This is a genomic window from Spirosoma validum (genome assembly GCF_014699035.1).
Lineage (GTDB): Bacteria > Bacteroidota > Bacteroidia > Cytophagales > Spirosomataceae > Spirosoma > Spirosoma validum.
This window is the reverse complement of the sequence record NZ_JACXAA010000003.1, coordinates 593,514-613,048: the sequence shown is the minus strand read 5'-3', so window position 1 is coordinate 613,048 and position 19,535 is coordinate 593,514. Positions and strand designations below refer to the sequence as shown.

General features: G+C 48.6%; 21 protein-coding genes. 9 read left to right on the top strand and 12 right to left on the bottom strand.

The window, feature by feature from the left end:
* The first annotated feature begins 109 nt into the window (after positions 1-109).
* A complete protein-coding gene (locus IC230_RS11325; protein ID WP_191039096.1) occupies positions 110-832 on the top strand; it encodes a lysoplasmalogenase in 723 nt (240 codons plus the stop codon).
* A 37-nt stretch (positions 833-869) separates the two neighbouring features.
* Positions 870-1,742 (top strand): methylated-DNA--[protein]-cysteine S-methyltransferase, encoded by an 873-nt coding sequence (locus tag IC230_RS11320; protein ID WP_191039095.1) that lies wholly within the window; start codon positions 870-872, stop codon positions 1,740-1,742.
* A gap of 47 nt (positions 1,743-1,789) precedes the next feature.
* Here IC230_RS11320 and IC230_RS11315 read toward each other — a convergent pair whose 3' ends face one another.
* Positions 1,790-2,164 carry a nuclear transport factor 2 family protein gene (locus IC230_RS11315; RefSeq protein WP_191039094.1) on the bottom strand — a complete coding sequence of 125 codons (375 nt, stop codon included), beginning with the start codon at positions 2,162-2,164 and terminating at the stop codon, positions 1,790-1,792.
* A 205-nt stretch (positions 2,165-2,369) separates the two neighbouring features.
* Here IC230_RS11315 and IC230_RS11310 point away from each other — a divergent pair, with 205 nt between their 5' ends.
* Both IC230_RS11310 and IC230_RS11305 read left to right on the top strand, forming a co-directional pair.
* Complete coding sequence (locus IC230_RS11310) at positions 2,370-3,059, top strand: 2OG-Fe(II) oxygenase (RefSeq protein ID WP_191039093.1); 690 nt, start codon at positions 2,370-2,372, stop codon at positions 3,057-3,059.
* Entirely contained in the window at positions 3,056-3,313 is a 258-nt protein-coding gene (locus tag IC230_RS11305) for an Ada metal-binding domain-containing protein (protein ID WP_191039092.1), read from the top strand. Before IC230_RS11310 ends, IC230_RS11305 begins: the two co-directional genes overlap by 4 nt.
* 21 nt (positions 3,314-3,334) lie before the next feature.
* On the opposite strand, the gene IC230_RS11300 is transcribed toward IC230_RS11305, so the two are convergent.
* Positions 3,335-4,813: an aminotransferase-like domain-containing protein gene (locus tag IC230_RS11300; protein ID WP_191039091.1), complete on the bottom strand. Its 1,479-nt coding sequence runs from the start codon at positions 4,811-4,813 to the stop codon at positions 3,335-3,337.
* A 116-nt stretch (positions 4,814-4,929) separates the two neighbouring features.
* Between IC230_RS11300 and IC230_RS11295 the strand changes: the two genes are divergently transcribed.
* The 4 genes from IC230_RS11295 to IC230_RS11280 are packed head-to-tail and all read left to right on the top strand — an operon-like array spanning position 4,930 to position 7,083.
* Positions 4,930-5,559 carry a pyridoxamine 5'-phosphate oxidase family protein gene (locus IC230_RS11295; RefSeq protein ID WP_191039090.1) on the top strand — a complete coding sequence of 210 codons (630 nt, stop codon included), beginning with the start codon at positions 4,930-4,932 and terminating at the stop codon, positions 5,557-5,559.
* 7 nt (positions 5,560-5,566) lie between these two features.
* Entirely contained in the window at positions 5,567-6,214 is a 648-nt protein-coding gene (locus IC230_RS11290; RefSeq protein ID WP_191039089.1) for a LysE family translocator, read from the top strand.
* A 20-nt stretch (positions 6,215-6,234) separates the two neighbouring features.
* Positions 6,235-6,579 carry a cupin domain-containing protein gene (locus tag IC230_RS11285; RefSeq protein ID WP_191039088.1) on the top strand — a complete coding sequence of 115 codons (345 nt, stop codon included), beginning with the start codon at positions 6,235-6,237 and terminating at the stop codon, positions 6,577-6,579.
* A 27-nt stretch (positions 6,580-6,606) separates the two neighbouring features.
* Positions 6,607-7,083: an OsmC family protein gene (locus IC230_RS11280; RefSeq protein ID WP_191039087.1), complete on the top strand. Its 477-nt coding sequence runs from the start codon at positions 6,607-6,609 to the stop codon at positions 7,081-7,083.
* A 67-nt stretch (positions 7,084-7,150) separates the two neighbouring features.
* Here IC230_RS11280 and IC230_RS11275 read toward each other — a convergent pair whose 3' ends face one another.
* The 8 genes from IC230_RS11275 to IC230_RS11240 form a co-directional block, all read right to left on the bottom strand.
* Positions 7,151-7,879 carry a universal stress protein gene (locus IC230_RS11275; RefSeq protein ID WP_191039086.1) on the bottom strand — a complete coding sequence of 243 codons (729 nt, stop codon included), beginning with the start codon at positions 7,877-7,879 and terminating at the stop codon, positions 7,151-7,153.
* Between the two features lie 93 nt (positions 7,880-7,972).
* Complete coding sequence (locus IC230_RS11270; protein WP_191039085.1) at positions 7,973-8,476, bottom strand: GNAT family N-acetyltransferase; 504 nt, start codon at positions 8,474-8,476, stop codon at positions 7,973-7,975.
* A 287-nt stretch (positions 8,477-8,763) separates the two neighbouring features.
* Complete coding sequence (locus tag IC230_RS11265) at positions 8,764-9,729, bottom strand: SPFH domain-containing protein (protein WP_191039084.1); 966 nt, start codon at positions 9,727-9,729, stop codon at positions 8,764-8,766.
* A 155-nt stretch (positions 9,730-9,884) separates the two neighbouring features.
* Positions 9,885-10,046: a lmo0937 family membrane protein gene (locus IC230_RS11260; RefSeq protein ID WP_171741392.1), complete on the bottom strand. Its 162-nt coding sequence runs from the start codon at positions 10,044-10,046 to the stop codon at positions 9,885-9,887.
* A 209-nt stretch (positions 10,047-10,255) separates the two neighbouring features.
* Positions 10,256-11,998 carry a serine hydrolase gene (locus tag IC230_RS11255; protein ID WP_191039083.1) on the bottom strand — a complete coding sequence of 581 codons (1,743 nt, stop codon included), beginning with the start codon at positions 11,996-11,998 and terminating at the stop codon, positions 10,256-10,258.
* A gap of 187 nt (positions 11,999-12,185) precedes the next feature.
* The gene (gene polA, locus IC230_RS11250; RefSeq protein ID WP_191039082.1) at positions 12,186-15,266 is read right to left on the bottom strand and encodes a DNA polymerase I; all 3,081 of its coding nucleotides are present in this window, start codon (positions 15,264-15,266) and stop codon (positions 12,186-12,188) included.
* Between the two features lie 219 nt (positions 15,267-15,485).
* Positions 15,486-16,514, bottom strand: a complete 1,029-nt coding sequence (locus IC230_RS11245; RefSeq protein WP_191039081.1) for a fasciclin domain-containing protein — start codon at positions 16,512-16,514, stop codon at positions 15,486-15,488.
* 135 nt (positions 16,515-16,649) lie between these two features.
* Entirely contained in the window at positions 16,650-17,522 is an 873-nt protein-coding gene (locus IC230_RS11240; protein ID WP_191039080.1) for a sterol desaturase family protein, read from the bottom strand.
* A 202-nt stretch (positions 17,523-17,724) separates the two neighbouring features.
* Between IC230_RS11240 and IC230_RS11235 the strand changes: the two genes are divergently transcribed.
* On the top strand, positions 17,725-18,243 hold the full coding sequence (locus tag IC230_RS11235; protein WP_191039079.1) for an acyl-CoA thioesterase: 519 nt from the start codon (positions 17,725-17,727) through the stop codon (positions 18,241-18,243).
* Between the two features lie 95 nt (positions 18,244-18,338).
* On the opposite strand, the gene IC230_RS11230 is transcribed toward IC230_RS11235, so the two are convergent.
* On the bottom strand, positions 18,339-18,827 hold the full coding sequence (locus IC230_RS11230; protein WP_191039078.1) for a nuclear transport factor 2 family protein: 489 nt from the start codon (positions 18,825-18,827) through the stop codon (positions 18,339-18,341).
* Between the two features lie 101 nt (positions 18,828-18,928).
* Positions 18,929-19,438 (bottom strand): hypothetical protein, encoded by a 510-nt coding sequence (locus IC230_RS11225; protein WP_191039077.1) that lies wholly within the window; start codon positions 19,436-19,438, stop codon positions 18,929-18,931.
* Positions 19,439-19,535 lie beyond the last annotated feature (97 nt).

The following is a 19,535-nucleotide window of genomic DNA, read 5'->3' as shown; positions in this document are numbered from 1 at the left end:
CAGACCCGACAATTGGCCACTGGCTATACCAACTTTAAAACAGTTTTTATTCAAACAGTCGTTCGTTGCTGTGGGGGTTTATACAGAGCCAAGATAGAAATTTCATACCATGCACTCTAGAGCCAGGCTCTTATTCCCACTCGTCTTTGCAGTCGTTACGTTACTCGAAATTATAGGGGATGTCACGCACAGGGAATGGCTACACTATAGTTGTAAACCGTTGATTATTGGGTTGCTGCTACTATACGTTTGGCAGAGTTACCAGTCCGTAGTTTATCCTCAGCCGGTACGCTGGCTATTCGTTGGTATGTTTTTTGCGCTGGCTGGCGACGTATTTCTGATGATTCAGGAAATCGACTTGTTCGCACCAGGATTGGGAGCATTTCTGGCAATGCAGGTGTGCTATAGCGTAGCGTTCGTCAAATCGATACGTCTGAGCGGTCATAAGATTGTGCGCAAATCATTGTGGCTAAAGGCGCTTCCATTTTTGCTCTATGTCATCAGCTTTCTGGCCGTTCTCAGACCTGTTTTTGCCCAAGATCCGGCGCTATCGGTAATCTGGTGGCCCCTGGTTCTGTATGCGATTTGCCTGGGTGCCATGGGAACGTTATCGACTCAGCGGCCACAATTACCCTCTTACGGGCAGGTCGTTCTTGGAGCGCTGCTGTTTATTTTTTCTGACTCCGTTATTGCTATCGATAAGTTTCTGTTACCAATTCCGGGCGCCCCCTGGCTGATCATGACTACCTACGCGGCCGCCCAATACCTAATTGTAACCGGTATGACTCAGGTTTCCTTAACTCAGCAAGAATCGGGTTTGTCGACGGGTTAGTTCTGGCGACCTTTGTTCTACAAAAACAACAAACGTAATGACAACCGACAGCACGTACACGTATCAGCAAATTGCCCGCGCCATCGAGCACCTGACAACCCACTATCGGGAGCAACCGTCATTAAGCGAGCTAGCCGAAAAAGCAAATCTAAGCGAGTTTCATTTCCAGCGACTTTTCACGGAATGGGCGGGCGTGAGTCCTAAAAAATTCAGTCAATACCTGACACTCGAACACGCCAAGACCCGACTACGTAACGGTGCCCCATTAATCGATGCAGCCTACGACGCTGGCCTTTCCGGTACGGGTCGACTGCATGATTTGTTTGTCACGATTGAGGGCGTAACGCCGGGTCAATTCAAACAGGCTGGTTCAGGTATAACACTTACCTACGCCGTATTCGATAGTCCGTTTGGGCAATACGTATTGGGCGCCATCAACGCAACAACGGTTGGCAGAAAAATTGCGCTTTTGCATTTCCTCCATGAAGATGACAATCCGGAAACCATTCTGACCGCTGCCTGGCCCGAAGCTTCGCTTAGCTACGATTCTGATCTGCTACAACCATTCGCCAACCAGATCTTTCCAGCATCCGACAATACGGTATCTGGTCAGGCTCCCCAGCCGTTGTCGGTTCTGTTACGCGGTTCGGCTTTCCAGCTTAAAGTATGGGAAGCTTTATTGAAAATTCCCGAAGGTCAGCTGGCCAGTTATGATCAGATTGCTGAATTCATCGGGCAGCCTACCGCATCGCGGGCAGTTGGGACGGCCATCGGCTCCAATCCAGTCGGTTATTTGATTCCGTGCCATCGGGTTATCAAGAAAACAGGTTTATTTGGTGGATACCGCTGGGGCGCCGAACGAAAACAAGCGATGCTTGGCTGGGAAGCCGCCCGGATTGACGGCAACTAAACAGACCACAGCTGTTTATGTTGCTTCCATACTGTCCTGACACCAGCTTAAGTTGCGGGCTCATCCAGATAGAGGTATAGTTCTTTAATGAGTCCACTCTCAATGATGGCAATATCCATTCCGCTAGCGACAGGTATTGCATTGGCAGCTCCCAATGTCCAGGCCACATGGCTAACGCCATGGTTTGTTACTGCTGGCTTTGTCAGTGTAAAGGCAAATTCAGGTGGCCATTGGTTTTGCAATGTCTTTATAAGTGAATCGATCGCCTGATGACCTGTGATAGCTGGACCGTTATCGGTTTCATAAAAAACGATGTCGGATGCATAAATCCGTTTCATCACGTTCATCCGCTGCTCGTCGTCGCGTTCACTCCAAACTTTTAGCAGACTATCTGCCAGCAATTGCGCTACGTTATCGTTCATAGTTGTTTCAATTCGTCCAAAGCCTAAACCTAGCGGAGTAATCGGAGAAAACAAATAGTACCGTTACGTATTGCAGAAGTGGATCCTAATGCAAATTAGCGCTTTGATCCAATCTGGTACTGAGAGAAACTATTTTGAATTGACTCAACATACGACCAGATTGGATCTCTTTTTCCAAAGTTCGGCAAAAACCACCCTCTTTATTATGCCTCAACTCAATTGGCAGAATCACCAGAACACGCTGTCCGAAAACGGGTTTGTGTTGCTTCCTCCTCTCCTATCAGCCGCCGAATGCCATCAAGTAGCGGAGCTGTTCGATGCGCAGGATTTATATCGAAAATCGATTGTCATGCAACAGCACGGTTACGGGCGTGGTGAGTATAAGTATTTCAATTATCCGTTACCACCCATTGTCGATGGGCTTCGGCATGAGTTGTTCGCCAACGTAGCACCCGTTGCGAATGACTGGAATGAAAAATTGGGCATCGTACTACGTTACCCGGCAGACCTTGATTCCTGGCTGGCGACTTGTCATGAAGCGGGACAGAAACGACCAACACCGCTGATTCTTAAATATGGCGCTGGGGATTGGAACGCGCTTCATCAGGATATGTATGGCGACCTGTATTTTCCGTTTCAGGCCGTTTTGTTTCTGAATCAACCCGGACAAGACTATACGGGTGGTGAGTTTGTTCTGGTCGAACAACGTCCTCGTATGCAGTCGAAAGCTATTGTTTTGCAACCCGAACAAGGGCAAATCTTATTATTCACGACTAAATACCGACCAGCAAAGGGCACACGTGGTTATCATCGCGTAGCGATGCGGCATGGGGTTAGTGAAGTTAAAAGTGGCACTCGTGTTAACTTGGGTTTGATTTTTCACGACGCGGCATGATTCGTCATATGGACTTAGGTTCAGCCCCTTATGCTCGTCTCCGTGCCCTGGCAAGGCTGATGAAAAACGGGACGGTTACGTTAGCGGGTAACCGTCCGGGCAAGATTTACGGACGGCTTGATTGCCGGACAGGCAAACGAATGAAGCCCGAAAACCGTGTCTTTTTCCAGAGCGAAACTGACGCCGTTACGTTAGGCTACCGGCCTTGTGCCATATGTCTACCCAGAGAATATAAGCTATGGAAAGCAAGCTAGTGACTTGCTTCGTCCAATAGATTACTGACCCATTGCAATCACTTGCTTCAATATCGCTACGCTACGTTCCAATTCGTCTTCCGTACTCGACGCAAAGCCAAGCCGGGTGCTGTTGAGTCGCTGGCCGGGTGGATTGTGTGATACGCCACTCGACAGAAAAAGTCCTTTACGACCCGCACGTTGTGCCAATGCTTCCATATTCGTTCCAGGCTCGAACGTAGTCCAGACGGCCATGCCGCCATCGGGTTTTGTAAACGTAACGACATTCGCTAGTTCAGTCGTGAGCAAGTCGCAGAAATGGTCACGACGGGCGTGGTAGGTACGTAGTGCTTTTCGAAAATGTCGTTTTAAATCGCCCGTTTTGAACAACTGACCAATGGCGAATTCAAGCATCTGGTCTCCCTGTCGGTCAATGATCCGTCGGAGCCGGGCCAGTTCATCGATTAAAGTGGTTGGCGCCACAACGTACCCAACGCGAAAGGCTGGAGCGACTGATTTGGTCAACGAGCCAACGTACACCACCATGCCTTTCCGGTCGGCGCTGGCCAGGGGCAGAATCGGTCGGCTCAGAAAATGGAAGTCGTAATCATAATCATCTTCCAGAATCACAAAACCGTATTGCTCGGCAAGTTGCAGGAGTCGAACACGACGGTCTGCGCGTAACGTAACGGTGGTTGGATAGTGATGATGCGGAGTTACGTACACCATCCGCACGGGTTGTTTCCGACACAAATCGTCCAGCCTGTCTACATCTATACCATGCTGATCAACGGGTACAGTTATCAGCGATGCGCCCGTTTTCTGAATGTTCATGGTAGCCCCTGCCCAGGTCGTCTCACCCGTCACTACCATATCGCCCGGTCGGAGCAATACCTGGCAGACCAGATGAAGGCCCATGATGCTCCCCCGTGTAATGAGCACATTATCAGTTGTAGTACGCAGTCCGCGGGTTTCGTTTAAATGAAGTGAAAGCTGTTCACGTAACAGCAGATGACCTTTGGTATCGCCGTAGCCAAAATGCTGCTGTGGATTTCCCCAGCGAAAATAAGAACGATATGCTCGACTCAATTCCTCCATCGGCGCCAGTCTACTATCCGGAAAGCCATCGTCTAACCGTAATCCGCTATGATTCGTCAGCACGGGTCGAGCCAGAAAATCGAGCGACTCAACGTGATAACCCGGCTGTTTGCTTTCCAAAGAAATTACGTCGTTATCCAGCGGTAATAGCTGTGGTTCAATCTCGGGGAAATGCGCGGCAACGTACGTACCGCTGCCCAAACGACTTTCGAGCCATCCCTGTGCTAACCCTTCATCGTAAGCGGCCACAATTGTCTGGCGATTCAGGTCCAGCCATTCCGCCAGTTGACGTGTGCCCGGCAATCGTTGCCCTGGCGTTAACGTTCCCTGACGGATTAACCGGCCAAGCTGATTACTTAGCTGTACGAATATGGGCGTTGACAAGGCTTTATCAAGCTGAATAAGTGACTTAAACGGAAGCATAACCGGACTATTAGAAGTCTACGAACTGGACCATTTCAGTAGTCCGGCAAAGAACGACATTTGTTTTGAAAACAGGATAAAGAAAATAAGCCACAAGGTATTGTGTCTCTACAAGCATGCAAACCACTCGTACAACCCCCAGTCGTTTAGCCAAGCGTGCTCACTACGACGCCGACACCATCCACCCGATTCTGGACGAAGCCCTCTTCTGTACTGTCAGTTATGTCATTGATAGTCAGCCGATGGCGATTCCAACCGCTTTTGCCCGGAAAGACGATAAGCTTTACATTCATGGTTCGGTAGGCAGTCATTTTATCCGTACCATCGAACACGGCGCGCCGGTCTGCATTTCGGTTATGCTGGCGGATGGATTGGTTTTAGCCAAATCAGCGTTTAGCCACAGCGTCAATTACCGCTCTGTTGTGATTTTTGCCAACGCCGAAAAAGTTACCGACGAAGCGGAACGTATGGAAGCGTTAGCGCTCATTACCGATCACCTCATACCAAACCGCTGGGACGATCTCCGTCCCTCTACGGACAGCGAAATGCGGAAGACAACCGTACTGTCCTTTTCACTGGCTGAGGCATCAGCTAAAGTACGCACGGGCGGACCGAACGATGAGCCCGAAGATAAAGACCTGCCAACCTGGGCGGGCGTGATTCAGTTAAAAACAGTACGTCAGACGCCGGTTCCAGCTGAGTATAGTGCAAATACGAACCTGCCTGATTACTTGCAAAACATATAATCTAATTATGCTACCGCTGAACGAGTTACTGCTGTTCGCTCTGGCTGCGCTGGGTCTTGTTATTACGCCCGGCCCCAATATGATCTACCTGATTTCCCGGTCCATTACGCAGGGGCGACGAGCTGGCCTGGTTTCGTTGCTGGGCGTGATAGCCGGATTTCTGGTACATATTTTTCTGGTATCCTTCGGACTAACGGCTGTGTTCATGGCGATTCCGATGGTGTATGCGCTACTACGCTGGCTTGGTGTTGGTTACCTGCTTTACCTGGCCTGGGACGCTATCAAACCCGGTGCTACGTCGCTGTTCGAAAAGCAGTCATTCGCCCATGGCCCTAACGCTGACCAGTCCAACTGGACATTGTTTCGGATGGGGTTTCTAACGAATGTGCTAAATCCCAAAGTGGCGGTTTTTTACGTATCGTTTTTTCCGCAGTTTACTCGACCCGAATACGGTTCGCTGCTGAGCCAGACTATCCAGTTAGGCTTGACACAACTAGTAATCAGTGCAACCGTAAATTTTCTGATCGTGTTGTCGGCGGCTCGTATGGCGCATTGGTTTAAGGCTCGGCCTGCTTACATTCGGATACAAAAGTGGTTCATGGCCAGTATCCTAACTGGGTTGGCAGTACGTATGGCTATCGACAAAGGAAAGTAATTTATACTGTTTTTCAGTTGATGCCGTCGCTAAGCCAAATCCACTTCTCTCCCGAAGAAGGACTCCGCCAATTGCAGGAGACATCAAACGAGTTTGTCGACTTGTTCGCGCACGGTAGTTTGGTAGTTGAGTATTACAAACCTAACCAAGTTGATAAACAACAACCTCACGAGCGCGACGAGGTGTACGTCGTTACGTCCGGAAGTGGACTTTTCAATTACGACGGAACACAAACAGCGTTTAAATCGGGCGATTTACTAGTTGTTCCAGCAGGTGTCGAACATCGGTTTGAGGAGTTTACTGACGATTTTGCTACGTGGGTATTATTTTATGGGCCCGCTGGTGGAGAAGCAACAAAGACTTAGTTTCAGACTAGATTCAGTCAATGAAAAATGGCAAAGCAGCATACATACACACTAACGACGAAGTGGACTGGTAATACTGGGACGGGGACGAGTCATTACCGAGCCTACGAACGGAACCACGTCATCAACGCCGATAATAAACCCGACATTCCAGGCTCGTCGGACCCTTCGTTTCGGGGTGATAAAACGCGGTATAACCCAGAAGAACTGCTCGTTGCCTCCCTTTCGAGCTGCCACATGCTGTGGTATTTACATCTCTGTTCCGAAGCAGGTGTTATCGTTCTGGACTACGTTGATCATGCCACCGGTACGATGGTCGAAACAGCCGATGGTGGTGGCCATTTCAGTGAGGTAATGCTACGTCCTGCTGTTGTTGTTGCAGAAGAGGCCATGATTGCTGGCGCTAATGCATTGCATCATCAGGCCAATAAACTGTGTTTCATCGCCAATTCCTGCAACTTTCCGATTCGACACGAACCCTCTTGTAGTGCTCCAGATAACTAAATAACCCGCCTACAATTAAGTAGACGGGTTGAGACAACGCATTAATTTCTCTAGCAAACACCCTGTATTATTTACGCTCATGGTAAACTAATACGGGTACATCCGATTTTTCGACCAGTTTCGCTACGTGGTTGGGGTGCAATAAACCATCCAGAAAACCCGCTTTCGGATATAGCTGCATCACAATTAAGTCGGCCTTGGTATCATCAATTTCATCTTCAGTCAGTACGTCAAGCTGGGCGTCAAAAGCCTTCACGAGCGATTCAGTCTGGAAGCTTATTAGCCCCTGCGTTGTTTGGGGCTGCATGGCGTACACAATCGTATGTACCTGCGCGGGGCGAACCGTTTTTCCTTCGGGGGGCGTTGGCACAATCAGGACGGGACAGCGTGCTTCGTCGGCTACCTCCGTTACAGCGCTACCTGCCAATCGGTCGAAAAACGTGTTCAGATCAGAGCGGCCCATTACAATCAGGTCGGCGGAGTGGTCGCGGGCTGCCTCTAAAATACCTTCTTCAACGGCACCAATTCGCCAATCGACCCGCACGGGTAACCCTTCTTTTCGTAGTTCTGTAGCCAGTTTGCCTAGTTGTTGACGACTAATATCTTCTACTTCCTGCGAGGCCATTACACCCAAACCCGGATCGCCAATGGTGGGCAACGTTGAGTCGGGTATCATGGGCTGGTATACATGCAGCAGCGTAATGGTTGCGCCCGTTTTGCGGGCAAAAAGCCGTACCCAATCCAGAGCGGCATTGGTACTGATCGAAAAATCTGTGGGAAAGAGCAAGCTTGTCATGAGTACTACGTAGCATGGTGTTTTAAACGTAACAAAAAAAACGGGCTACCTTCCCAGTAGCTCAGCTAATAGTTTATGAAATCTGCAGCACAATCAATTTTTGTTATCATTGGCCGTAATCTCGCTCAAGTGTTTTTCGAAAATCACCTGGTGTTTGCATTGGATACGATTTTCCCAAATCGGCTCGGGATAGTTGCGCAGGAAATAATCCCGGTCGATAGCAATCAAATCGAATCCTTCCTGTTGATAGAGCGCCAACTGGCCGATTCCGGAATTGCCCGTTGCGATCCGAAGCCACTGGACAGCCTGATGTGTAGCCGCTTCGGTCAATGCCCGTAGCAACGCCCGGCCTAATCCGTTACGTTGGGAATCGGGTGCTATAGCGATGTTCATGATTTCACCGGCTATACCGTTTGTCTGCAACACTCCAACGCCAACTACTTTCTCATCGATTTCTACCATGTATACCTGACTATCAGGCAGATACTGATCGATAAGCGCCTGGTTCTCATCGGCTAACAGCAGCAAATAATAAGGCATCGGCTCGTCGGGACGGTGTTTTCGAATCAGGTAATTCATGTTGAGGGTTCGTTCCACGTTAAAGAAAGATATTAACCCATTTCTTTTTCACTGATCCTATCCGTTACGTCGCGGCAGTACGTATTCAACAGCTCTTCCTCAAAATCTACCAGGAGTACTACATTACTAGCAGATCGTACTGCCCACCATTCGCTACGTTGCTGTCAATAGCGGCATTACCGGTCGTGGTCCGAACGCGCAACACTTTATTCTTAGGGAAAAACACATCCAGAAACGATAGGCCATTGGCATCGCTCCAAACCGGGTCAATGCAGCTTGTTTTTTTGCAAAAGAACTGAAGGTCACTACGGTTTACGTGGATTGGAAGCGGATGTAACGATTGACGACGCTTCAGGAACCGTATTTAATTTCTCTACGGCCAGCAGTTGCTTCATGGTTTTTTCCATGCCTTCGGTTGATCCATCCAGAAAAATCACGTTCCCTTTTCCATTCTCAGCAAAATGCTTGATCGCTTCGGTCCAGATCGAGAACAGAATCAGTGATGCGTCCAGTTTGGCTTCGTTCATCACTTTGGCCGATTCGGCCATCCCCTTCGCCACTTCTTCGCGGAAAAGCGCCACGCCCTGTCCGCGTAATTGAGATGCTGTTTTTTCCGCTTCGGCTGAAATCTGAATCGCGTTCCCTTCCGCTTCAGCGGCTTTGGTTTTCGTGATGAGCAAGGCCTGGCCCTCGTTTTCGGCAGCCGCTTTCAGATTTGACGAAGCTACAACCTGCGCCATCGACCGCATAATGACTTCGTCGAACGCAATGTCGTTCAATTGCAGGTCGGTGAGGTGATAGCCCCAACTTTCGAGCAGACTATCGAGCTGGGATTTTACGTGTTCGATGATTTCGGAACGTAGCGCCAGAATTTCCGACTGCCGTTTAGTGGCCACAAAACTGCGTATCGAGCCTTCGATGGTACGGATCAGCGCCTGCATAAACGACGCTTCATCGATAAACTTAAACGCTACGTTCTTGATCGTTTCCTCCTGCTGATTTAGTACGGAGTAGACCAGCATTGCTTTAAAATTGACGTTTGCCTGATCGGCAGTAATGGCCTGAAATGCCAGTTCGACGGAGCGGTTCTGAATCGAAATACGTCGGTAAATAACTTCGACAAACGGAATTTTAAAGTTCAGCCCCGGCCCCATGACGCGGGCATATTTCCCAAAAATGGTGATAACCGCAACGGTTCCCTGCTGCACGATAACAACAGAGAGATAAATGACGATCAGCGCCAGGACAAGAATGATGATCAAGAAATTCATACAGGATGGGTTAAGCAGGAAAACGACCTCTGCAAGGTACAGAATCCGTTAGTGCGCTGGTAAAATTTTTGACTAACCGTGGTGCGCATTTAGCAGAAAAGCCAGCTTGTTAACAAGCTGGCTTTTCTGCTAAATGGTTGTTGACAAATTCTCGTTCACACCCCTCTGCCTTGAATCAATCGCAGAATAATCATAATCACAGCGATTACCAGCAGAACGTGGATAATACCGCCAAGACCAAAACTATTGAATCCTAAAAAGCCCAGCAGCCAGATGATGATCAGCACGACTGCGATGGTGTACAAAAGATTGCCCATGATACTGTTTTGTTTATATAGTGAAATTAGGTGCACTGCAGATAGTAACCAGTCTTGCACTAATATGTTATATAATTCTATTTATGAGCGAATCGATCCGTTGATTGCTCGTTTGTAACGGTAGAAGAACATCGAGCCACCCAGGTATAAAGTCTGCGAAGATCTTCTGTCCTGGGTGGCTCGGTATCTGTTTGGTAATTTCTATAGGCTTAGCGCACGCGTTTACCCGGCATATCCTGCCCGTTTTGATGCAGAATCAGTTGGTCAACTCCACCCTGCTCATTGGTAACAAACGTGATTTTTGCCTCGACCACTTTGAGATAAAACTTATTCTTCGACTCGGAGAAAAGCTCAAAACGAGGTTGACCTGTTGCCTGCCCGTACAGGTGGTCGCTCTCACGAGTAATCGCAATTGAGAACGTAGGAGCCAGTTGATACGTACCGACGTAGGTTTGCAACGTAGTGGTATCAGCTGTAGTCAGTACATCGTTGGGTACGGCGACGGCCACACCGAGTTCTTTTAGTTTTATATATCCATTCGTATTTTTTGGGTCCAGTTCCACTGACTTTTTATAATCCTGAATGGCAGCTGCTTTATTACCCAGTTTCATGTAAGCTTCGCCCCGGCTATCATACACATTGGAAGATGCCGGAAAGGCTTCGGCGTTAAGCGCAAGCACCGTCATGGCTTCGTTTAGTTTACCATCGCTCATAAGTTCATAGCCCACCGTGTTCATTTCGCTCTCGTCCAGACTATAGGCTTTCCCGCCCCGCCAGATCTTGAATTTCTGTCTCGATACGTCGGCCGATTCGGTTAGAACCGACTTCCGCAGTAGCTCAGCAATTGGTTTTTTGGAGGGTTCTACGGGCTGGTTGTAGAGAATACTAAGAATATTTTTCCGGATCGCGCTCAGGGGTGCACCACCTGTATTATTCAGCAATACCACCAGTCGTTTATCGGCAGGTATTCGACTGATTAACGTATTAAATCCGTTGATACCTCCGCTGTGTTCAATCAATAACAGGCTGTCTTTCAGTTGACCAACCGCAATATTACCTACGCCCCATCCATAAGCGTAATGGTTCAAAAACGGAGTGTACATGGTGGTTTTTGACGCGCTGTCAGCCAGCAATTTATCGGTATACAAAGCCTGATCCCAGTGGTACAAATCCTCAACAGTTGAATACAATGACCCCGCTGCATACGGAATCGACATGTCCAGATACGGCGCATTGACGTAGCCCTCACTACGTTTCTCGTAGCCCGAAGCACGTTTGGAAATGATCGGCCCAGCTAAGTCGTAGCCTGTATCTTTCATCGCCAACGGATCGAAAATAGCTTCTTTCAATACGTCTGCATACGGCTTTCCTGTCACTTTTTCGATGATCACGCCCAGCAGAAAATAGCCCGAGTTATCGTATGAAAACCTTGAGCCAGGTTCAAACTCCAGCGGCAAATCGGAGAACTTCTTGACAAAAGCGTCGGGTGTATACGGGTCCCGACTCATGGTTTCGAAAAACTTGGGAAAACTGGTGTAGCTTGGAATACCTGACGTATGCGTCAGCAGGTGGTGGATGGTGATTTTACTACCCGTTGCTTTGGGATAGTCCGGCAAATAATCGGTGATCTTTCCGTCTAATTTCAGCTTACCCTGCTCGACCAGCTGCATGATGAGCATTGACGTAAATTGCTTCGTGATCGAACCGAGTCGGAATTTGGTACTAGCCGTATTTGGAATATTCCATTCCATATTGGCCATCCCATAGCCTTTTTTAAGGATTACTTTTCCTTTGTCCGCGACTAAAATCGATCCATTAAACTGCCGGTTCGATACATATTGGCGAACCAGCGCGTCAATTTTCTCGGCCTTCGTTTGAGCAAAAGTCGCTCTAGTCGTTATAAAAATATAAATGAATACAGTAAGGAGACGGAGGGTAGTTAGTAGTTGCATACGGAGGGGTATAGGCTAAATACGTATGCAAGATAAGTGGTTTAGCGAGTTTTGGCTACGTGAATGTGTCAGTTGATAAACAATCCGTCAGTGACTGACTGACTATAGAACAACGAAAGTCTAGAATACCAAACGGCGTAGCCAGAGAGACTACGCCGTTTGGTAAATCCTTAAATTATAGTCTGTACTAGTGTGCTAACAGCCAGTTTTCGCCGGTACCGATTCCTGTTTCCATCTGAACGCCCATCGGAATTGCGTTTCGCATGATCTCAGCGACGCGTGCGCTCAACAAATCGATCTCATCGCGGTGGGCGTCGAACACAAGTTCATCGTGAACGGTCAGAATCATTTTTGATTTCAGTTGCTCCTGCTTCATAAACTCATGAATACGAATCATAGCAATCTTGAGCATGTCAGCCGCACTCCCCTGAATCGGCGCATTGACCGCGTTACGTTCAGCAAACATGCGGTCGGTCTGGTTACGTGAGTTGATGTCGCGCAGATACCGGCGTCGGCCTAAAATCGTTTCGGCGTAGCCAAAGCCGCGTGCTTTTTCGATACACTGATCGATGTACCCTTTCACGGCCGGGAACTCGGCAAAATAGTCGTCGATAATCTGGGCGGCTTCTTTGCGGGGAATTTTTAACCGTTGCGCCAGGCCAAACGACGAAATACCGTAGATGATACCAAAATTGATCGTTTTGGCTTTCCGGCGCATATCGCTCGTTACGTCGCTGATCGGCACGTGAAAGACTTTACTGGCCGTCTGCGTGTGAATATCGACGTTGTTGTTGAACGCATCGAGCATCGTCTGATCACCACTGAAAGCGGCCATGATCCGAAGTTCGATCTGCGAATAATCGGCCGACATAATCAGGAACTCTGGCCCACGGGGCACAAACGCTTTCCGAATTTCCTGCCCCCGTGGCGTACGTATCGGAATGTTTTGCAGGTTCGGATTAACGGACGACAACCGACCCGTTGATGCAACCGCCTGATTAAACGACGTGTGAACCCGTCCCGTCCGTTTGCTGATCAACAACGGCAATACATCGACATACGTATTTTTGAGTTTAATCAGTTCGCGGTAATCCAGAATCTTACGAGCAATTTCGTGTTCGGCTTCGAGTTTCGACAGAATCTCTTCGCCCGTTGCGTACTGACCCGTTTTGGTCTTTTTAGCGTTCTTGTCCAGCTTTAGTTTGTCAAACAGAATCTCGCCCAGTTGCTTTGGTGAACCGATGTTGAACGACTCACCCGCTATATCGTAAATCTCCTGCTGTACCTGACGCATATCGGTCTCCAACGTAGCGGATAAGTCAGCGAGAGCGTTGGTATCGAGCGTTACGCCCTCCAGCTCAAGGTCGGTCAATACCTGCACGAGCGGCATTTCAACCTGATCGAAAAGTTTGTATAGACTATCCTTTTCGAGTCGGGGCGCAAACGCTTCCTTGAGTTGCAGCGTAATGTCGGCGTCTTCACCCGCGTATTCAACTATCTTCTGGACATCAACATCGCGCATGGTCAGTTGGCCTTTGCCTTTCTTGCCAATCAGCGATTCAATCTCAACCGGGCTATAGTTCAGGTACGTCATCGCCATCATGTCCATATTATGGCGCATTTCTGGCTCAATGAGGTAATGAGCAATCATCGTGTCGAAGAGTTTCCCCTGCACTTCAACGCCATATTTTTTCAGCATCAGCAGGTCATATTTCAGATTCTGTCCGATCTTACTAATGTTGGCATTCTCAAAAACCGGCTTGAACTGATCGACGACGGCCTGTGCTTCGGCACGGTCAGCCGGGACAGGTACGTAGAAAGCCTCCCCTTTCCGGTACGAAAACGACAGGCCAACCAAATCGGCCTCAACCGGATCGATGGCCGTTGTTTCCGAATCGAAACAGATACTTTCCTGAAGGTTCAGGTAGTGAATCAAACTATCCCGTAGTTCGGGCGTATCGACTAACCGATAATCGTGCTTAACTGACAGGATCGTCTTTCGTCGTTCGGGCTGATTTTCGTCGATTTCGTAGTCAGGATAAACGTCGAGGTACGCTGGGGTTTCCGGTTGTTCAGTCACTTCAGTCCACAGCTTATCATCCGTAGTAATCGTATTTGTTACGTTGCTGGGCGTAGCTTCCGAAGCAGAGGCTACCGGTACCCGAACCGCTATCTTTGAGGTTTTTGCAGCTTTCGGCTTGGGCGCGGGCGTCGGCGTGTCGATTGACCCAAAATCAAACGGTAAATCATCCGCTCCGGATGGGTTAACGGCGCTCATATTCGGGAACGGCATGAATGCAGGAGCATCGCCACCCGACGAATCGAACAGGTTCATCTGCCCAGACTCCGGCGTTTTGAATGCCGCTGGCAATGGCTGCTCATCGTACCCAGCCCCCAACAATCGGGTTTTCATCTGGCGAAACTCCAGTTCATCCAGCAGAGCAGACAGCCTGGGTTTGTCGTATTCCGTATGACGCAGCAAATTTTCATCGAACGGCACCGGGACGTCCAGATGAATGGTTGCCAGTTGTTTAGACAGCAATCCCTGCTGGGCGAAATTCACGACGTTCTCTTTCAGTTTTCCTTTTAGTTCGTCGGCACGGGCAATGAGATTTTCAACCGATCCGAAATCAGCGATCAGCTTCTGCGCTGTTTTTTCGCCGACGCCCGGAATACCCGGAATGTTATCGACCGAATCACCCATTAATCCGAGCATATCCGTCACCTGATCGATCCGTTCGATTTGCCAGCGTTCCAGCACTTCGGTCACGCCCAGTTTTTCAACAGGCTTGCCCATAAACGCAGGTTTATAGATATGAACATGCTCCTCGACCAGTTGACCGTAATCTTTGTCGGGAGTCATCATATACACCTCAAAGTCAGCCAGTGCCGCTTTCTTGGCAATAGTACCAATGATATCATCGGCCTCATACCCCTCCAGAATCAGGATGGGAATGTGCATAGCCTCAATAATCTTTTTGATGTACGGCACCGCTACGCTAATATCTTCGGGCTGCGATTGCCGGGTCGCCTTATACATCGGGAATTGTTCATGACGGAAGGTCTTCTTCGCCGAGTCGAACGCAACGCCAATGTGGGTGGGTTTTTCCTTCGTTAACACCTCGATCATGGCGTTCATGAAGCCGAAGACAGCCGAGGTATTTAATCCGCGTGACGAAATGCGGGGCGATTTGCTAAAGGCAAAATGAGCGCGGTAGACAAGTGCCAGCGCATCTAACAGGAACAGTTTTTTTTGTGGTTTGGCCATTCGATAAGGTCACAGGTCAAGGCGCCAAAGGTCGAAAGTCTTGCGGACAATCACGCAGTTTAGGGCCGACAAATTGCGAAGTAATGCGAAAGAGTTTCTCTATAAACAAAACAGGTATACGGCGGTTTTGATTCCTCTCAAAATCAATAGGTATCAATAAAAAACCCGGAGCGTTTTCCTGAGTCGCTCCGGGTCACTCGTCACAAAAACGTCAGAAAACTATGGGATCAAAAGGCGGTCGATGATATGAATCACGCCGTTGGTTGCTGTTACGTCCGGACCAATAATGTTCGAGGCTGTACCAGTATTACCTCTGCCCGTAACTGTAATGGCGGTCGTGCTTTTACCAATTGTAAGTGTACCCGCGGCATTCGTCAGGCTAGCGCCATTCGATACGATAGGCGTATAAACTCTGCCAGAAACGACGTGGTATCCCAATACGGTAGCGAGTGTAGCCGGGGCTGTGTTCGCAATTTTTGTCGAGTCGTAAGTCGCAGCTCTGAATGCATTGTCCGTTGGGGCAAATACCGTTATGGGAGTCGTTCCCGTCAATGCTCCTCCAATTCCTGCCCTTGTTACCGCCTGTTGAAGCAATTTAAAGGAAATACCGGCGCTGGGCGCTAACAGCGCATAAATTGACGGAATACTACCAATCGTATTCGGAATGTTACCATAGATTGGTGGCAGCAGAATACGGTTAATCACGTGAATAACTCCATTACTGGCTTGTACGTCACCCTGCTGGATATAAGCACCGTTGACTGATATCGTTGTGCCAGACGCGGTAGCCGTCGTTACGGCTACGGGCTTTGTAAAATAGACCGAATTACCGGGCGCTACGGCTGTAAACTGCGTTGGCTGTGCGGTATTCGTTGTGGAAGTAATGGCTGATGATTCCAGCTTTGTGGTAAGTACATGGTATTGCAGTACCGATTTTACCAGATCGGCAGGAGCCAATGCAATGACAGCTTCGCTGGTAAGGCCAAATGCGTTGAAGGCTTCGTTCGTTGGCGCCAGCAACGTATACGTGCCAGATCCTCCTAACGTACCATCCAGACCTGCTTTCACCAGAGCGGCCCTAAGTAAGGTAAAGTTACTGTTGCCGTTAATCTGCTCCATAATTGTCTGGGCAGTAGGCGTAGTCGGGTCATCCGATTTACAGGCAGCGAAAAATACGGTTAATGCAATAAATAACGTGAGTGATAAGCTTAGGGCTCTCCCTACAAACAAATTGTGCTTAAACGACATAATTGAGTTGAGTTAGAAAAAAGATGGAATTAAGTATACGTTCGAATAGAACGGGCTAAAATTATCGTCCGACTGACTATTAACCAAATACGGACGACGTATAGCCTTTATAACTAACTTTATTACCGGATGTTCTTATGCTTGCTGCGATAGCTCTTTTCGGGGAGCAGGCTCACCGACCGGGGGGCGGTATTTCTGAAACGGAATTTTCAGCAGGCGACCAATGTGCGAATGTTCCTGTGAATCAGGATGGGTATCGATCCCATAGTGCAGGTCTTTACCAGCCATTTCGTGGTACGTGCCGAACAGGCGGTCCCAGTAGGGAAATATATTGCCATAATTCGTATTCGTAACAGGCAGTACGTAGTGATGATGCACGTGGTGCATGTTCGGGGTTACGATGACAAGCCCCAGCAGTCGGTCGGCCCAGCGGGGTAGTTCGATATTCGCATGATTAAACTGCGACAGCATCACTGACAAGGCCTGATATAAAAATACGAGCCACATGGGCGCTCCCATAATCAACACCGCCAGTAACGTAAAGACAAATCGAACAACGCTTTCGCCGGGATGATGTCGGTTGGCGGTGGTTGTGTCAACGTAAGCGTCACTATGATGAATTAGGTGAAACCGCCACAGAAATTTAACCTGATGCTGAACCCAGTGCGGCAGCCATGCACCAATCAGATCAAGTCCCAGCAGACCTAGTATTGCTTCGATCCACAATGGGCACTGAATCCATGGCAGCAGGCCGATCTGATGTTGAACAGCCCAATCACTGGTGCGTAATAGCAGGAAGGCCAGCGCAAAATTGACGATGATGGTAGTTAGGGTAAAGAAAATGTTGATACCCGCGTGATGTAATTTTCGGTAGCCAGGCGTCGTCTTCGCAAACTGAAACAGAGGAACAGCACTTTCGATCAGCCAGAAAAGGGTAATTCCCCCCACAAGAATCAGGCTCCGATGTGCTGACGGAATATGCTCGAAGTAATTCACTAGTCGCTCCATAACTTCTATCCTATTCTTTATGACTATCAGACAAATTTACAACGAAATAATACTGCTTTTCGATCTTTCAGCTTATGGACTTAACGTATCAACAGAAAGTTTATCCTCTGGTTTGTCCGTTTGCCTTTTGAATGGTTGCTTTACAGCCATCAGTCGCCAATTCGTAGGATAAAGAAGCAATCGAGACTGATTAATGTACGCTATGCCCCAACCCAAACACGCCCGCGAATCCATGACGGTAATGACCGAAATGGTGCTGCCCAACGACACCAATACGCTCAACAATCTGATGGGCGGGCGATTGCTGCACTTCATGGACATTGCAGCTGCCATTGCTGCTCAAAAGCATTCAAACCGGATTGTGGTCACCGCGTCGGTCGATAACGTATCGTTTGCGGAACCCATCCGGCTGGGCAATATCGTCACGATGAAAGCGCAGGTAACCCGGGCATTTAGCTCTTCGATGGAAGTATTTATTGAAGTGTGGGCCGAGGATATTCCGGCGGGCATCCGGGTAAGCACCAACAGCGCCTTCTACACCTTCGTTGCCGTTGACCAGAGCGGGCGACCGATTGAAGTGCCAGCTATCATCGCCGAAACCGACGCCGAGAAAGAGCGCTACGAAAGCGCACTACGTCGTCGGCAATTACGCCTGGTTCTGGCTGGCCGTATGAATCCGCAGGACGCGACGGAATTGAGAGAGTTTTTGAAGGTGGAATAACTTAGGAGAAGAGGGAGGAGCGGGAAGCAAGGGACGAGAGGTTTTTTGCTAATTTCCCCTCGTCCCTTGCTTCCCACTCCTCCCTCTTCTCCTATTTATTTAGCCAGCTTAATCGACTGCCAGGCTACCATCTGCCATTGATTCCCATTTCGGACATACACATCCGTATATTTCAGGTGGCTATTGATTGTCTGACCATTACTCATGGCCTTTACCATACATATTCCATTGATGACAGCCGTGTTTCCGTAAATACGCACTTTGTGTTCTTCCATGTCAATAGCGTCGTATCGCTGCTTACCATCGCGGATCGATTGAATGTAGGATTGTTTCGTGTCGGTCCCACCGTGAGAATGAGTATAGATCAAGTCATCAGCCAGTACCTGATCCAAAACAGCGTAGTCTTTCTTTACCTGTGCGTCGAACCGTTGCTTTTCAGTAGTTAGAACAGCTTTTTCATCCGCCGACGGCGAATATACCCGCTCAGACGTAACGGCGACAGCACCCGCCGTGGGAGACGTTGGCGTCTGGGCACGAACAAGCTGAAAGGCAATAGAAAAGCTGAGAATTAATAACCTTTTCATAAACAAAAACCGGTAGATTGATCGAAGGAAAAAGTAGTCCATTCGATCAATCTACCGGTTCAATTTCGTGTGTCTGTAACTAGCTCGGCTACGTAGCGCAGCTACTGTTTTGTACAGACAACTTCATACGTTTGTTTGTACTGCGCTCCATTCCGCGTTGCTCTGGTGACGGATGAGTAAGAGAACTGATTTTTGCTTGGATCAAATACCCCGGCCGCTGTATAATCACCGTCTACAGGTCTAGCTAATGGAATTGTGTCCGTATTTTTATCATTAACCGTAAAATTTACCCCGTCCAGATCGGCCGTAACCTTCAGCGTCCGGTTGCCGGTACGATCACCAGCCGTCAGAATTTCAACGTAAATTTCCTTAGGATTCGATCCTTTTGTAATGGTAACAGTAGCTGTCCCAGCTTTTGGTTCATCGTATAGATCTTCGACATTATAAATACTATTTCGATACGTACCCGTATACGTACCAACGTACTGATCGCGGGGATCGATCTCGGGATCGCTACCGCCTGACTTTTTACAGCCTGTTGTCAGAAAGCCGAAAACAACTGCAAGAATAATCAGATTACGGAATGACCAGCCGATGTATGAATTAGCCATGGTTAAGTTTGTTCAATGGTTTTGTTGACACATCTATCAAACGTAACTTCCTGTTTATCCAATATACAGCCGCCTGAAAAGAACGTCAGAATGCCCT

Excerpts from the sequence above, each read along its gene's own strand:
- IC230_RS11265 (WP_191039084.1), bottom strand. The coding sequence starts at position 9,729 with ATGAATTTCTTGATCATCATTCTTGTCCTGGCGCTGATCGTCATTTAT.
- IC230_RS11255 (WP_191039083.1), bottom strand. The coding sequence starts at position 11,998 with ATGCAACTACTAACTACCCTCCGTCTCCTTACTGTATTCATTTATATT.
- IC230_RS11300 (WP_191039091.1), bottom strand. The coding sequence starts at position 4,813 with ATGCTTCCGTTTAAGTCACTTATTCAGCTTGATAAAGCCTTGTCAACG.
- IC230_RS11285 (WP_191039088.1), top strand. The coding sequence starts at position 6,235 with ATGCCGTCGCTAAGCCAAATCCACTTCTCTCCCGAAGAAGGACTCCGC.
- IC230_RS11240 (WP_191039080.1), bottom strand. The coding sequence starts at position 17,522 with ATGGAGCGACTAGTGAATTACTTCGAGCATATTCCGTCAGCACATCGG.
- IC230_RS11325 (WP_191039096.1), top strand. The coding sequence starts at position 110 with ATGCACTCTAGAGCCAGGCTCTTATTCCCACTCGTCTTTGCAGTCGTT.
- IC230_RS11315 (WP_191039094.1), bottom strand. The coding sequence starts at position 2,164 with ATGAACGATAACGTAGCGCAATTGCTGGCAGATAGTCTGCTAAAAGTT.
- IC230_RS11295 (WP_191039090.1), top strand. The coding sequence starts at position 4,930 with ATGCAAACCACTCGTACAACCCCCAGTCGTTTAGCCAAGCGTGCTCAC.
- IC230_RS11225 (WP_191039077.1), bottom strand. The coding sequence starts at position 19,438 with ATGGCTAATTCATACATCGGCTGGTCATTCCGTAATCTGATTATTCTT.
- IC230_RS11230 (WP_191039078.1), bottom strand. The coding sequence starts at position 18,827 with ATGAAAAGGTTATTAATTCTCAGCTTTTCTATTGCCTTTCAGCTTGTT.
- IC230_RS11235 (WP_191039079.1), top strand. The coding sequence starts at position 17,725 with ATGCCCCAACCCAAACACGCCCGCGAATCCATGACGGTAATGACCGAA.
- IC230_RS11320 (WP_191039095.1), top strand. The coding sequence starts at position 870 with ATGACAACCGACAGCACGTACACGTATCAGCAAATTGCCCGCGCCATC.
- IC230_RS11275 (WP_191039086.1), bottom strand. The coding sequence starts at position 7,879 with ATGACAAGCTTGCTCTTTCCCACAGATTTTTCGATCAGTACCAATGCC.
- IC230_RS11260 (WP_171741392.1), bottom strand. The coding sequence starts at position 10,046 with ATGGGCAATCTTTTGTACACCATCGCAGTCGTGCTGATCATCATCTGG.
- IC230_RS11305 (WP_191039092.1), top strand. The coding sequence starts at position 3,056 with ATGATTCGTCATATGGACTTAGGTTCAGCCCCTTATGCTCGTCTCCGT.
- IC230_RS11310 (WP_191039093.1), top strand. The coding sequence starts at position 2,370 with ATGCCTCAACTCAATTGGCAGAATCACCAGAACACGCTGTCCGAAAAC.
- IC230_RS11280 (WP_191039087.1), top strand. The coding sequence starts at position 6,607 with ATGGCAAAGCAGCATACATACACACTAACGACGAAGTGGACTGGTAAT.
- IC230_RS11245 (WP_191039081.1), bottom strand. The coding sequence starts at position 16,514 with ATGTCGTTTAAGCACAATTTGTTTGTAGGGAGAGCCCTAAGCTTATCA.
- IC230_RS11290 (WP_191039089.1), top strand. The coding sequence starts at position 5,567 with ATGCTACCGCTGAACGAGTTACTGCTGTTCGCTCTGGCTGCGCTGGGT.
- polA (WP_191039082.1), bottom strand. The coding sequence starts at position 15,266 with ATGGCCAAACCACAAAAAAAACTGTTCCTGTTAGATGCGCTGGCACTT.